Annotated in this window: 13 protein-coding genes and 1 tRNA gene; 10 read left to right on the top strand and 4 right to left on the bottom strand. The window is 50.3% G+C overall.

The features are described from left to right. Positions 1–128: 128 nt before the first annotated feature. The 7 genes from thiM (at position 129) to AC0YNX_RS07735 (ending at position 6126) form a co-directional block, all read left to right on the top strand. A complete protein-coding gene (gene thiM / locus AC0YNX_RS07765) occupies positions 129–941 on the top strand; it encodes a hydroxyethylthiazole kinase (protein WP_475815049.1) in 813 nt (270 codons plus the stop codon). Beyond that, on the top strand, positions 938–1747 hold the full coding sequence (thiD, locus tag AC0YNX_RS07760; RefSeq protein ID WP_475815048.1) for a bifunctional hydroxymethylpyrimidine kinase/phosphomethylpyrimidine kinase: 810 nt from the start codon (positions 938–940) through the stop codon (positions 1745–1747). Before thiM ends, thiD begins: the two co-directional genes overlap by 4 nt. Further along, positions 1747–2445, top strand: a complete 699-nt coding sequence (thiE, locus tag AC0YNX_RS07755) for a thiamine phosphate synthase (protein ID WP_475815047.1) — start codon at positions 1747–1749, stop codon at positions 2443–2445. The genes thiD and thiE overlap by 1 nt, the downstream gene beginning before the upstream one ends. A 2-nt stretch (positions 2446–2447) precedes the next feature. Continuing rightward, positions 2448–3740, top strand: coding sequence for a uracil-xanthine permease family protein (locus AC0YNX_RS07750; protein WP_475815046.1), 1293 nt, complete (start codon positions 2448–2450; stop codon positions 3738–3740). Positions 3741–3939: 199 nt separating this feature from the next. Beyond that, on the top strand, positions 3940–4992 hold the full coding sequence (locus tag AC0YNX_RS07745) for a Gfo/Idh/MocA family protein (RefSeq protein ID WP_475815045.1): 1053 nt from the start codon (positions 3940–3942) through the stop codon (positions 4990–4992). Positions 4993–5008: 16 nt separating this feature from the next. Beyond that, the gene (locus tag AC0YNX_RS07740; protein WP_475815044.1) at positions 5009–5776 is read left to right on the top strand and encodes a sugar phosphate isomerase/epimerase family protein; all 768 of its coding nucleotides are present in this window, start codon (positions 5009–5011) and stop codon (positions 5774–5776) included. Positions 5777–5988: 212 nt separating this feature from the next. Then, positions 5989–6126, top strand: coding sequence for a hypothetical protein (locus AC0YNX_RS07735; RefSeq protein WP_475815043.1), 138 nt, complete (start codon positions 5989–5991; stop codon positions 6124–6126). 141 nt (positions 6127–6267) lie between these two features. Here the strand turns inward: AC0YNX_RS07735 and AC0YNX_RS07730 are convergent, their stop codons facing one another. Beyond that, complete coding sequence (locus AC0YNX_RS07730; RefSeq protein WP_475815042.1) at positions 6268–7767, bottom strand: DHA2 family efflux MFS transporter permease subunit; 1500 nt, start codon at positions 7765–7767, stop codon at positions 6268–6270. Positions 7768–7983: 216 nt separating this feature from the next. Between AC0YNX_RS07730 and AC0YNX_RS07725 the strand changes: the two genes are divergently transcribed. Then, positions 7984–8598, top strand: a complete 615-nt coding sequence (locus AC0YNX_RS07725) for a TetR/AcrR family transcriptional regulator (protein ID WP_475815041.1) — start codon at positions 7984–7986, stop codon at positions 8596–8598. A gap of 135 nt (positions 8599–8733) precedes the next feature. Here the strand turns inward: AC0YNX_RS07725 and AC0YNX_RS07720 are convergent. Then, positions 8734–8810, bottom strand: a tRNA-Asp gene (locus tag AC0YNX_RS07720). A gap of 181 nt (positions 8811–8991) precedes the next feature. Here AC0YNX_RS07720 and AC0YNX_RS07715 point away from each other — a divergent pair. Together AC0YNX_RS07715 and AC0YNX_RS07710 are read left to right on the top strand one after the other, a co-directional pair. Further along, the gene (locus tag AC0YNX_RS07715; protein ID WP_475815040.1) at positions 8992–10056 is read left to right on the top strand and encodes a class I SAM-dependent methyltransferase; all 1065 of its coding nucleotides are present in this window, start codon (positions 8992–8994) and stop codon (positions 10054–10056) included. Positions 10057–10392: 336 nt separating this feature from the next. Next, on the top strand, positions 10393–11892 hold the full coding sequence (locus AC0YNX_RS07710; protein ID WP_475815039.1) for a malate:quinone oxidoreductase: 1500 nt from the start codon (positions 10393–10395) through the stop codon (positions 11890–11892). A gap of 55 nt (positions 11893–11947) precedes the next feature. Here the strand turns inward: AC0YNX_RS07710 and AC0YNX_RS07705 are convergent, their stop codons facing one another. Both AC0YNX_RS07705 and AC0YNX_RS07700 read right to left on the bottom strand, forming a co-directional pair. Then, positions 11948–12688 (bottom strand): aminoglycoside 3'-phosphotransferase, encoded by a 741-nt coding sequence (locus AC0YNX_RS07705; RefSeq protein WP_475815038.1) that lies wholly within the window; start codon positions 12686–12688, stop codon positions 11948–11950. Between the two features lie 20 nt (positions 12689–12708). Beyond that, positions 12709–13992: an MFS transporter gene (locus tag AC0YNX_RS07700; RefSeq protein ID WP_475815037.1), complete on the bottom strand. Its 1284-nt coding sequence runs from the start codon at positions 13990–13992 to the stop codon at positions 12709–12711. Positions 13993–14030 lie beyond the last annotated feature (38 nt).

The following is a 14030-nucleotide window of genomic DNA, read 5'->3' as shown; positions in this document are numbered from 1 at the left end:
CTGAAGCATGCGTTTATTAATGCGCTCTGCCTGCGACTAATTTGTTGCGGGTGGAGCGTTTTTTGTTGCTCAGGCATGTTAATGCTTAATCTATATCATTAATATCATGTGAGGGAGACGTGGGGTAGATGAATAATCAAGAAGTGGTACAGATCTGGTCAAGAATGAAGCAAATGAATCCGCTCGTTCACAATATTACGAACGTGGTGGTTACGAATTTTACAGCGAATGGGCTGCTCGCGCTTGGAGCGTCGCCAATTATGGCTTACGCCAAAGAGGAAGTCGCTGATGTTGCCTCTTTCTCAGGCGCACTCGTGCTTAACATCGGAACATTGAACAGCACAGAGGTCGAAGCGATGAAGCTGGCTGGCGCTTCTGCGAATGCGCACGGAGTTCCGGTGGTGTTTGATCCAGTTGGTGCAGGCGCGACAGCTTACCGTACGCAGACCGCAAGAGATCTGATGAATACGCTTCGCGTTGATATCGTGCGCGGGAATGCCGCTGAGATCGCCAATGTGGTCGGTCGCGAGTGGAGCATTAAAGGCGTCGACGCTGGCGAAGGAAACGGCGATGTGCTGGAGCTTGCGAAGCATGCAGCGGAGCAATTGAACGCCATTATCGTAATCACAGGCAAAGAAGATGTGGTCGCAGATCGGTCAGCGGCCTATGTGGTTCGTGGTGGAGATGCGATTCTGACGCGCGTTACTGGCACGGGCTGTTTGCTAACTTCGGTTATCGGCGCGTTCGCTGCGGCTGAGGCTGATTTCGTGAAGGCGGCGGCAGCGGCGCTTGTTATGTACAGCGTAGCGGCCGAGCTTGCAGCTGCGAAGACAGCTGAACAAGGGCCAGGCAGTTTCCAGATTGAGTTCCTGAATCAATTGGCACGCGTATCGGCTGAAGATATTGAGCGACTGGGACAAGTGGAGCGAGTAACCGTATGAATGTCGCACGAGCATTAACCATTGCAGGGTCAGACAGCGGGGGCGGCGCTGGCATTCAAGCCGACCTCAAGACATTTCAGGAGCTGCGCGCATTCGGCATGTCGGCGATAACGGCCGTGACTGCACAGAACACGCTTGGCGTGCAAGGGATTTACCCGCTATCGACCGAGGCGGTAGCTCAGCAAATCGACTCGATCGGCACGGATCTTGGTGCAGATGCTGTGAAGACAGGGATGCTCTTCTCTAGCGATATCATCGTCTGTGTAGCGGAGAAGCTGCAGCAGTATAAGTGGGAGAAAGTCGTCGTCGATCCGGTCATGATTGCCAAAGGCGGTGCGGCGCTGCTGCTACAAGAATCGATTCGCGCTTTGAAAGAGTCGCTCTTGCCGCTTGCATACGTGGTTACTCCGAATATCCCGGAGGCGGAGCTGCTCACGGAGATGCAGATTATCACGCTGAATGACCGCAAGGAAGCAGCTAGGAAGCTAATAGCCTATGGCGCGAAGCATGTAGTGATGAAAGGCGGGCATGATCCAGCCGAAGCCGATGAAATTGTCGATCTGCTCTATGATGGCCGCGATTTCTACGAATTCCGCAGCGAGCGTAAGGCGACGAGACATACACATGGCACGGGATGCACATTCGCAGCAGCGATCACCGCAGAACTGGCAAAAGGCTCTTCGGTGCTCGATGCTGTACCGGTGGCGAAAGCGTTCATCCAAGCGGCAATTGAAGATACGCTGCATCTCGGACAAGGACATGGTCCAACGAATCATTGGGCTTACCGGGAGAGAAGGAGCAACTGATGAGTGAACGAACATGGCATGATGCGGCGATTCGTGAGGCGCTGCAAGTGTATTTCATAATGGGCAGCAACAATTGTTTGAAGGATCCAATGGAAGTGCTGAAGGAAGCTATTGAAGGCGGCATTACGCTGTTCCAATTCCGCGAGAAAGGAACTGGCGCGTTGAAGGGCGAGGCAATGGTGGAAATCGCCTATCGGATGCGTGAGTTGTGCCGGAGGCATAGCGTTCCTTTTATCGTAAATGATGATGTGGAATTGGCGATTGCGATCGATGCAGATGGCGTACATGTCGGGCAAGAGGACGAAGGCGCTGCTGCGGTGCGTGAGCGAATTGGCGGCAAGCTGCTTGGAGTTTCGGCTTATAACGTTGCCGAGGCGGAAGCTGCAATCCGTTCAGGCGCTGATTATATCGGCGTTGGGCCGCTGTTCACGACGCAAACGAAGGAAGATGCCAAGGCAGCATCTGGGCTGCAGGTGCTTGCTGAGATGCGCGAGAATGGGATCCATATCCCGATTGTCGGTATCGGCGGTATCACAGCAGCGAACGCGGGACAGGTCATCCGAGCTGGTGCGGACGGCGTGTCCTTCATCACTGCGATCTCGCATGCGGAGAATCCGACTGCCGCAGCGCGCGAGCTGCGGCAAGCCGTCCAAACTTCACGATGGACCGGCGGCAATACCATGCGAGTAGGCGAGTAGCAATGACAACAGCACCCGAAGAGATCAAGCTTGAAGTCGAGCAGCAGGTTGGTAAAGTCCAAGGCTTACTGCTTGGCCTTCAACATGTGTTCGTATCTAATGTTTGGCTCGATCCGTTATTCATTGCGGCGATGATCGGCATGACTCCGATCGCAACGACTTCGTTCATTAACACGGTCTTCGTTGTAGCAGGACTTGTGACTCTGCTGCAAGCGACGCGCCTCGCGAAGCTGCCGATTGTACAAGGGCCATCGGCTTCGTTCGATACGCTGATGATAACGACTGGCAAAGCGCCGGGATTAGCTGCCGCTTATGGCGGGATGTTGATTAGCGCGATTCTTGTATTTCTCCTATCTGCAACCGGACTGATCGGCAAGCTTCGTTCGTGGTTCACGCCTGTCGTCTCTGGTACTGTAATCTGTGTGGTCGGCGTTGTTTTGGCGCAATTCACGATGTATGAGTTTCTAGGCGGAAGTGCTGGTGAGGAAGGCTTCCTGTCAGCGTCCACCTTGACGCTATCGATCATGACTGCGATAGTTGTTACGCTGTTATCCGTGTTCGGGCGCGGCTGGTGGAAGCGATATGCCTTCCTGATCGGATTGCTTGCTGGAGATCTACTTGCGGCATTCACAAGCGGAATGGATTTCAGCAGCGTCAGAGAGGCGGCGTGGTTCGGACTGCCGGAGTTTATGCCGTATGGCGCGTTTGAATGGGATACAACCGTCATCCTCACATTTATGGTTGCCTACTTGGCAGCGATAATGGAGGCGATGGGCGTCTACCAAGCAGCCTCTGAGATTACAGATATCGAGCTGACGAACGACCGCCTTCGACGCGGCTTTATCGGCGAATCGGCAGGCTCGATCGCTTCATCGCTGTTAGGTGGATTGCCAACGACAGCCTATGCCCAGAACGTCGGCTTGCTGCGTCTAACTCGGACCGGATCTCGTTATCCGGTCATCTGGGCAGGCGGGCTGCTTCTCGTCCTCGGCTTCGTTCCGAAAGCTGGCGCGCTGCTCGGCTTAACTCCCGGAGCCGTCGTCGGAGGTCTGTTCTTGCCGGCGGCAGCCGGGCTATTCATGTCAGGCATCTCGCTGCTCATGAAGATGGAACGGACGGAGGCGAATCTCACTGTCGCTGGTATTTCCTTGCTTCTAGCCATCGCGCTGCCATCGAATCTGGCATCGCTGCCTGGATTCTGGGGAACGCTGCTATCGAATGCGATACTAGTCGGTGCGGTTAGCGTCCTCGTGCTTCAATTGTTGCTTGTGAAACTGCCGAAATGGTTCAAATAATAGCAGAATCGTGTTATTAAAATGACAGAAAAGCCCGCTATACCTTAAGGTATGGCGGGCTTTTCGCTCGTAGTTTGTCTAGTTTTGTCATATCTCAATTCTTATATTGAAAGCGCTATAATAATTGAGTATTCTTATAGAGAAGTTGAAACGTTTCAATTGGTTCCAATAAATCCAGTTTTAGGAGAGGATTATTGAAGTGAGCAATTCTTCTATCTACCGGGTCGCTTTTATCGGCTGCGGGAAACGCGCACATGAGCACGCGATCGGCATTAAAGCTGACAGCAGACTCGAGGTTGTTGCCTTATCTGATATCTCAGCAGCATCTGCTGAAACGTTGAATACGGAATTTGGATTCCAAGGGAACATTTATACGGATCATAAGGAAATGCTAGACAAGGAGAAACCGGACGTCGTTCTCATCTGTCTCTGGACACCGCTTCACCTGCCGGTATTCCGGGATTGTGCGGAAGCTGGCGCGAAAGCCGTTCTCTGTGAGAAGCCAATGTCTGCCACTTGGGGCGAGTGCCAAGAGATGAGCCGTATCGCGGAAGAGACGGGCTGCCAGTTGACATTCTCGCTGCAGCGGCGCTTTGCCAAAGGCAATCAAACGGTTCGCCGGCTCATTGCGGAAGGCCGTATCGGACAAGTGATTCGACTTGACCTCTACTCTCCGCCGAATTTGCTAGATTGCGGCATTCATACTTTCGATCAAGCCATTAGCTATATGAACGAGACACCTGCGAAATCGGTACTAGGCGCAGTGGATACAACCGAAATTTACAACTGGTTCAACGTACCGTCCGAGTGCGGCGCGTCAGGCCAGGTTGTTTTTGCTAATGGCGTCCAAGCGAACCTCTATTCTGGCGCCATTGACACATGGGAACCGGATGGCGATGTCTCGAAGATCTGGGCTGGCGTACGGGTAATCGGTTCCGAAGGCTTCATCGAAGTGATGTGGGATGGCCAAATCGTCAGAGGCGTGAACTACTCCGATTCTTCCTGGAAGCCGGAGATGGAGCTGTCCTCCATGTCGGATCAGATGATCGGCTATGTCCACCATGCGATTGACTGTCTGCAATCTGGCGAGGAACCGGAAGCTTCGCACCGCAAAGCGCTTCGTGCGTCTGAAATTATCTTTGCCATCTATGAGTCCGTTCGCCGGAATGCGCGCGTTATGCTGCCGCTGTCCGCCGATCTTACGGACAGCCCTTTCATTACAATGCTGGAGAATGGCCAATTCGCCAAATAGGAGCGTGTAATTGACAATGACTAGACCAAAGCTCGGATTAATCGGTATTGTTCATGAAGAAGCGAAGCAAGACTTCTGGGGAACGATGGAGCGTGTCGCTGCAATCGGCTATGAAGGCATTGAAGGCGGCTCAGAGCTGCTGAATGGGGATGCTCTGGCGAACGTTGCACGGTTCCACGAACTTGGACTTCAAGTTGCAACGCATAGCGTGAACAAAGAACAACTGCGTGATGAGAAGCTGCTGGATAATGTCATTCGTGAGGCGCATGCCCTGCAAACGAAGGATGTTACCTATTGGTGGGAGATTGCTGAGTCACGTGATCAACTGCTGCTCGACGCGGAGCTGTATGATGCGGCAGGCGCGCGCTTCGCTGCGGAAGGACTTCGTTTCTGCTACCACAATCACGCGCATGAGTTCCAGAAGACATTCAATGGCTTGTACGCGCTTGATATTTTGGCAGAGCATACGGACCCGCGCAATCTGTACTTTAGGCTCGATGTCGCTTGGATTACGCTTGGCGGCGCAGAACCGGCGCATATTCTTCGCAAGATGGCAGGACGCGTGCCTGCGATTCACTTGAAGGATGTCTACGCTACAGATGAGATTGGCAAGTGGACAGCGGTCGGAACAGGTGTCGTTCAGATCAAGGAATCCATCGAAGCGGCACGAGAAATCGGTGTCGAATGGATGACGGTCGAGCAGGATCAGCTGCGCAATTTGACCGGACTTGAGACGGCAACTGTGAGTTACCTGAACTTGAAAGAGAAGGGCTTGCTTCTGTAAGCTTCAGCTCTATTCTAGAACCCGCCAGTATTTGGCGGGTTTTTTGTTGCTCTCGAGAAGCTCAGGAAGCTCACAAGCTGATAGTTAAGATAAAGTTAATATCTGGTTCACAATTCGTTTAGATGGAACCTATATGCTGAAAGTATGTAGGAAATGCAGTGAAGGGAGCGAATGCTGTGAATCTGTATCTGTTCAGGTGGAGATTGGTGTGGATGATTGCATGTTTTGCGCTAGGGATCGGATTGTACAGATGGACGCTTGTCATGAATGATCCGGTTTTTGTCAAAATCATCCTGGCAGAAGCAGGTTCAGCCATGCTGTTCTTCAGTATTTGGTTGATTTTACTATAGCTTCAAGCTTCGATATGGCTTTAAGCTCGGATTCTTTATTTTGTTCATTTCATACCATAACCATACTTGAACATAAGAAAAAGGGCTGTTCCATTGTCATCTGTGATGACTTCTGGGACAGCCCTTAGTTTCGTTGCGCGCTTAAGCTTCTTTGGCCACTGCACGTTTGAGCGGAACAGTGACTTCTTCTTCATTCGCCTGTTTCACCTTCTTAATGAAGAAGGAGAGCAGCAGACCGACGACACCGATTGCTACGATAACGAGGTAAGCGTCGTTGATGCCTTGGATCGACGCTTCCATGACCATATGCTCTTGCGTATCATTGGCGCTACCGGAAGCCATCATATCTGTCAGATGTGTTGTTGTCCGGGTCGTCATGATGGTAACGAGCAGGGAAGTACCTACAGCGCCGGCAACTTGGCGAATCGTATTGGAAATCGCGGTACCATGCGCATTCAGGCGGTTAGGCAGCTGGTTAAGACCTGCTGTCGTAATCGGCATGAGGAGCAGCGCCATCCCGATCCGGCGTCCTGTGGACATCAGAACGAGATACGTGTAGCTTGTCGAATCTGTCAAATCAACGAAACCGATTGTCGTGGCAATCGTGATAATCAGACCGACAATCGCGAGCCATTTGGCGCCGAAGCGGTCAAACAGTCTGCCGGCAACCGGCATCAGGAAGCCCATCACGAGCGCACCAGGCAGGAGCAGCAAGCCGGATTCCAGAGCGGTATAGCCGCGAGCGTTCTGAAGGTAGAGCGGCAGCAGCATCATATCTGCGTACATGACCATCGTCACTGCCACGTTGATAATGGTCGTGAGCGTGAACATGTTGAATTTGAAGGCGCGCAGATCAAGCAGCGGGCTACTCGATACGAGCTGGCGCCAAGTGAATACAGCGAGCGCAACAACGCCAATTACGATTGAGCTGATAACTTCAGCGCTTGACCAGCCTGCCGAACCCGCGCGGCTGAAGCCGTAGAGCAATAAGCCGAAACCAACGGTCGACAGCAGCACGCTCATGATATCAATTCGAGTGTCGCGGCGTTCAGATACGTTCCGCAGGAAGACATGACCGCAGATAATAACGATCACTGCGAATGGAATCATACCGTAAAACATCGACTGCCAAGCGTAGTTCTCAAGCAGATAACCTGCGAGCGTCGGGCCGATTGCCGGAGCGAAAATAATCGCGAAGCCCATCATGCCCATCGCGGCACCGCGCTTCTCAGGCGGGAAGAGCGTGAGGATGACGTTCATGAGCAGCGGCATAATGATACCGGCTCCAGCAGCTTGTATCATCCGCCCGGTCAATAGAATCGGGAATGTTCCAGCCAGTGCGGATACGACCGTGCCGACTAAGAAAATAATCATCGAAGCAAGGAATAGCTGCCTCGTCGAGAATCGCTGCATGAAATAAGCCGTAATCGGAATAAGTACACCGTTGACGAGCATATAGCCCGTGGTCAGCCATTGTGCGGTTGCCGCGGTAATGCTGAAGTCTTTCATAAGCTCCGGTGTCGCAACGCTCATGACGGTTTGATTCAGTGTCGCAAGAAAGGCGCCGAGAATCATAATGAACAGGATTGGCCCCTTTTTAACGGAACTGATGTCTAGTTTTGTAGTACTCACTTGTTCCATCTCCCCTAAAATAGTGATAGACTTAATTTACAACGTGTAACATAATAAACATTGTATGAATTAGATTATAGTCAGTTTGCGGGTTCTTACAAGCGACACATTGAGCTGGAATGTCAATTAATTGTCACTTTAACAAGCGAGTGTCGCTTACAGGTCAGTTAAACAACAGATCAATGGGATATTGTTGTTCCAGAACTAGGAAAGGAAATGGTGGTTATGACTGAGCCGACGAAGCCTAAGACTGATCCACGAATCATTCGGACACGCCAGCTCCTTAAAGATGCATTGATTGACCTGCTGCAAGAAATGGAGCTTGAGAAGATCTCGGTCAACAAGATCGCAGAGAAGGCCACCATTAATCGGGTCACATTCTATCTGCATTACCGCGACATTCCCGATATGCTGGAGAAGATGGCGGACGATATGATTGAAGAGATCCAAGTGGTAATCGATAAATCCCTCGAAGTAAACCGCAGTGCTGAGGATGCGGATTCGCATAAGTTTATTAGCCTGCTCGAGCATATCGCAGCGAACAAGAAATTCTACAAAGTGGTGCTGGGTACGAAGCGAACGCCGATCTTTACGGAACGCTTGCTGAAAATGTTATCTGAATCTGTAGCCGCCCGAGTGGAGCAGGCAGGACCGAGTTCTTCCATTACAAAGGCGGGCATTCAGAAGGATATTGCTATCTGGTACGGTTCCTCTGCCTTAATTGGCACAATTGTGTCCTGGATTCGTCATGATATGCCCTATTCGCCAGCCTATCTGGCGAGTCAATTCACCTTGCTGCGAACCCATCAATTTATCGATCAACCGGCACATGAGAATTGAAAAAGCGGCAGTTAACGACTTTGTGGTTCCAAGTCGATAACTGCCGCTGATTAATTTATAGGTAAACGCAAAAAAAGAGCGGCAATGCCGCTCTTTGCGATAACTTCATTTCATATTAGGTCAGAAGAATAGGAATGGCGGAGCCGACGGGATTCGAACCCGCGGTCTCCTGCGTGACAGGCAGGCATGTTGGGCCACTACACCACGGCTCCGCATTTTTGAAGATGTGTTCTGAACACAAGGTGTATCGTAACACAAAGCTAAGCAGGCTGGCAAGCAATTAATGAAAAATAGCAATTAAGATAGGTCAATGCTAGCGAACAAACACATAGTCCGGTAGATTGCGAGGTGAATAGCTTAATAGAAACAGGAAATGAGAAAGAAGGAATTGGCATGAGAATCGATTTGGGCTGCGGTGCCCATAAATTCCACGACAGTTACGGAATCGACAGGATTGCGTATCCTGGTGTCGATCTTGTGCATGATTTCAATGAACGACTGCCGCTGAAGGATCATTCGGTTTCATTCGTTATGGCCTCGCACAGCTTGGAGTATGCAGACAACTTAGTGGAAGTATTGAAAGAGCTGTACCGAGTCTGCCGGCACAAAGCGATCATCTGTATGGTTGTTCCTTATGCGCATGTCAGCAGTCATATCGTTAATCCGCAATTCAAGCAGCTATTTAATGAGCATTCGCCGCGCTATTGGACTACGAGTACGGATCGTATTCTTAGCCAGGATGATGAGTATATGATTGCACAGAGTATGCCATGGTCCGAGCCTGTAATAGAAGTGGAAAATGAACAGCCGATGATAGATATGCGTCTGATGCGCATGGAGTTTTTTTATTTTCCGGCGTACAACAGTGGCTTCGATCAACAGGAGCTGTCACTGCTTCGGCAGTCACAGTTTAATGTAGCGAATCAGATGATGATGCATGTGCTCGTCGTGAAGCAACCGATTACGACAGCGGAGCTGCAACAGATCAAAGATTCGGAAACGTTTGAAGAGCCGGATGAAATTACTGAGCTAAGAGAATCTTGCGCGGTGAAAGAGAATAAAGAGAAGTTATTCTATCTGGATCATATGCAACCCATTATCCGTGAGCAGAAGAAAAATAATAAGAGTAAGAAGACATCTTCGACGAGTAAACCCGCAGCAAAGAAAATAGATGCAAAGAAAACAGACGCAAAGAAAAATCCCAACAAAACGGCTTCTAGCAAAGTAGCTACTAATAAAACTGCTACTAACAAAGTAGCAGCCAACAAAACTGCAGCGAGCAAAATGGATACAACTGCTCCGATTAAGCGGAACAAGCAGCAGCTGGCGCTCCCAAGCAAGCAGATGAATAAGAAGAAAACGGAGCCGACTCCGAAGAAGCAACTTTCTAATCAAACGTCTAAAGCTACAAATACCGGCGAGTCCGACGCAGCAGACTCGGATCCTATGAAGCAGTGACCATCGGTCGCTGCTTTTTTTGGTGCCTTGCACAGCTAAAGGACAGGTGCAAAGCATGTCCCGAGCTACATTTCATGACAGGCATGTCAAACTTCGGATGTACTGGGCAGTATCTCACATGTTAACAGCTATAGGATTCTGTCACAGAAATTTACCGACTTTTAAATAACAACTAACTATCATATAATAGAATGTAATTAATAGCGCTGACCGACGAACGACTGGTTATGAACCGAGAAAAGTACGGCTGCAGGCACAGCTAGTTGATCAGCTCTTGGCATTTGCAATGCGCCTACTTCTTTTCTTCAAAATATTAGCATGTAAGGGAAGGTAGAAATGAGTCACAAACAATCCAAAACAGACGTTATCCTAATTGGTGCCGGAATTATGAGCGCGACACTCGGGGCACTGCTGAAAGAATTGAAACCGGAATGGGAAATTAAAGTGTTCGAGAAGCTTGCAAGCGCAGGCGAAGAAAGCTCCAATGAGTGGAATAACGCGGGCACCGGACATGCGGCTTTATGCGAATTGAACTATACAGACGAGAAGCCGGACGGCTCCGTCGATATTACGAAAGCGATCAAGATTAACGAACAGTTCCAAGTCTCCAGACAGTTCTGGTCGTATCTGATCAAGAAGGAATTAATCAGCAATCCAGAAGAGTTCATCATGCCGATTCCGCATATGAGCATGGTACAAGGGACGAAGAACGTCAGCTTCCTGAAGAAGCGGTTCGAAGCGATGTCCAGCAATCCGCTGTTCCAAGGCATGGAATATTCGGATGATCCGAAGAAGCTGGCAGAGTGGATTCCGCTCATTATGGAGAACCGCAATCCGAAGGATCCGATCGCGGCAACACGCATCGACACTGGAACAGATGTTAACTTCGGTGCTCTTACAAGGGTTATGTTTGAGTATCTGCAAGAGAAGAATGTTGAAATAAATTACAACCACATTGTGAATAATATAAAACGTACGCGTGATGGCGAGTGGGATTTGAAAGTTCGCAACATGGGTACGGGTGCGGTTGAACGCCACAAGGCGAAGTTCGTCTTTATCGGCAGCGGCGGCGGTAGCTTGCATCTGCTTCAGAAATCCGGAATTCCAGAGGGCAAGGGTATCGGCGGCTTCCCGGTAAGCGGATTGTTCATGGTCTGTACGAACCCGGAAGTGGTTGAACAGCACCATGCGAAAGTATACGGCAAAGCGCCGGTTGGCGCTCCGCCGATGTCTGTTCCGCATTTGGATACTCGCTTCATCGATGGCAAGAAATCGCTGCTCTTCGGACCATTCGCAGGCTTCTCGCCGAAGTTCCTGAAGACGGGCTCGATGTTCGATCTGATCACATCGGTCAAGCCAAGCAACGTTGTTACGATGATGGCAGCCGGTGCGAAGAGTATGTCGCTCACGAAATATCTCATCCAGCAAGTAATGCTCTCTAAGGAGAAGCGTATGGAAGACCTTCGCCAGTTCGTTCCGAACGCGAAGAGCGAAGATTGGGACATTCTCGTGGCAGGTCAGCGTGTTCAAGTAATTAAGGATACAGAAGCCGGCAAAGGAACGCTGCAGTTCGGTACGGAAGTGGTTACAGGTGCAGACGGCTCCATCGCGGCATTGCTTGGCGCATCGCCAGGCGCTTCGACAGCAGTATCCGTTATGCTTGAAGTCATAAACAGATGCTTCCCGCAAGAGATGAAAGCATGGGAGCCGAAGATTAAAGAAATGATTCCTTCCTACGGTTTGTCACTCGTGAAGTATCCGGAACTGATTAATGAGCTTCATTCCTCAACTTCCGAGCTGCTCGGACTTAATCGTGAACTGGAAACTGTCAAATAAACAACGAAGCCCTCGTCCTATTAAACAGGACGAGGGCTTTTTCATTAAGATTAGGCTACCATTCCATCAGTTCCATAAGCTTCGCGAAATAGGCGATACCGTTCTCGTGAATATGGTCTCTGCCATATGCATCCAGGAATAGATCGTCATACTGGTCAGTCTTCAAGTTATAATGAAGCGTCCAAAGTCCCCAATAGAGATCATGATGCCTGTCACCGATTCCGCCATCTCCAAGATCAATGAAACTTTGCAGCTCGAAGTCCTTCATGATGATATTAGGCAGACAATAATCTCCGTGTGTAACGGTATCATCGGTTGGGATGTAGTTGGCCGCTTCGAGCAGTGACAGATCCTTGCCCTTGCTCCGCGCGTCGGATAAGAAGTCTTCCGTCTTATTCGAGTAAGGGCAGCCATCCGCTTTCAGCGAGTGAAGCTTGCGCAGATAATGACCGAATACCGTCGCCAGCCGGTGCGGATCACTCAGATGCTGCTGCTCTGCTCCGTCGTCGCCGCTGACTGCTTCTGTCAGCAGGTAATCATGCTGTTCATCCGAATGGTATGCGATCACCTTGGGAGCAAGCTGGTGTTCATGAATGAAAGAGGTCATGGCCGCTTCTCGTTCTAATACGCCTCGTCTGTGAATCTTGAGGAAAGCATGGTTTAAGTCTGATCGCTCAACAAAATAAGTTCTAGCATCCTCGGAGCAGCTGCTGTCATAGAAGGAAGCATCTTCTAGATAGGGCTGTATGGCAAGCGGCACAGATGCGATCTGGAATGAAATCGGTGTCCTCTTCATCGTTCAACCGCCTCTCTACGCTATAGATTCGTTCCTCTTAACTGCTTCTCTCGTCTGCTGTACTGTCGCAAGTACCATACCGTAATTAGCAAAATAAGGAATGGCAAGCCCCCGATCAAGAACCGGAAGCCGTTAATCGCGCTGTCAGGCTGCGATGAGGCATTCTCGTCAAAGCCGCTAGTCGCGAAGAAGATGCCCATAATCGCGTACTGAATCGACATGCCGATACGGATGATAAAGCCGTTGATGCCGTAATACATACCTTCGCGGCGACGCCCCGAGCGCTCCGCGTCGTAATCAATAACGTCCGAGATGAGGACGTGAAGTGAGAGCATGAAGCCTGAAACAGGAATACCGAGCAATGCGCCAATGACGATAACGGCAGACGGCGAATGCGCGAACAGAAAGCCGAGCGAGATGATGGCATACAGAATGGAAGAGAGAATTGCGGCTTTCACTGTTGCGAAACGGAGACCGCTCTTCGCCCAGATGAATGACATCGGTATGGCTACTATGAAGACAGCCCCTAGGAAAATCGAATTCTGCGTTGCTGAGAGCTCAACCACATATTTGGTGTAGAACGCGGTCAGAGAGACGAACATCGTCGTCGTCAGCTGGATAAGCAAATTAGCAACCACGTAGGAAGTGAACAGTTTATTCTTCAGCGTTGTGACGGCTGCTTCCTTGAAGCGCAGCGGGTTCTCTGCGTAGGCTGGATTCTCGAATGAACCGTAAAGTGATGCGTAGAGTGTAACGATACCGATCAAAGCGAAGATCCCTGCGGTTAAGCTCCAGCCGAGCGATAATCCAAGCGATTTGGCCAGCGCTATGCCGAAGATCATACCGATAATGCTGAATATTTGCTGATAGGCAGATACTTGATAGCGGTCTTTCTTTGATTGGTACATCTCTGGAAACAGAGCGCCTGTATTCAGCCCGATGAATGAGTAGATCAGATCAAAGATTAAAGTAAGCGCGAAGAAATAGATAAGCAGCATCGTCGTATCAACCGCTGGCGGACTGAACAGGAAGTAGAAGACGATGCCGAAGGGGAGGCTGCCGAACAAGATATAAGGAATTCGTCTGCCGAAGCGGCTGCGCGTGCGGTCGCTGACATGGCCAGCCAGCAGATTGAAGAGCGCGTTCAAGATTCCGTAGACGATCATGCCGATCGAAATGGAAGTGCCGGAAACATGGAGTACGTCAACGTAGTAATAGACGGCAACAGCGCTGAACGCCTGCCATAAGACGCTAAGTCCAATTTGGTTCAGTGAGTACGCAAGCTTCTTGGACGTGGATACCATAGCTGAGATGCCTCCTAGTAGGGTGAATGGCTGGTTCG

It is taken from the genome of Paenibacillus sp. J31R98 (genome assembly GCF_056269245.1).
The sequence above is the reverse complement of the archived record's forward strand: the minus strand, read 5'-3'. Positions and strand labels throughout refer to the sequence as shown.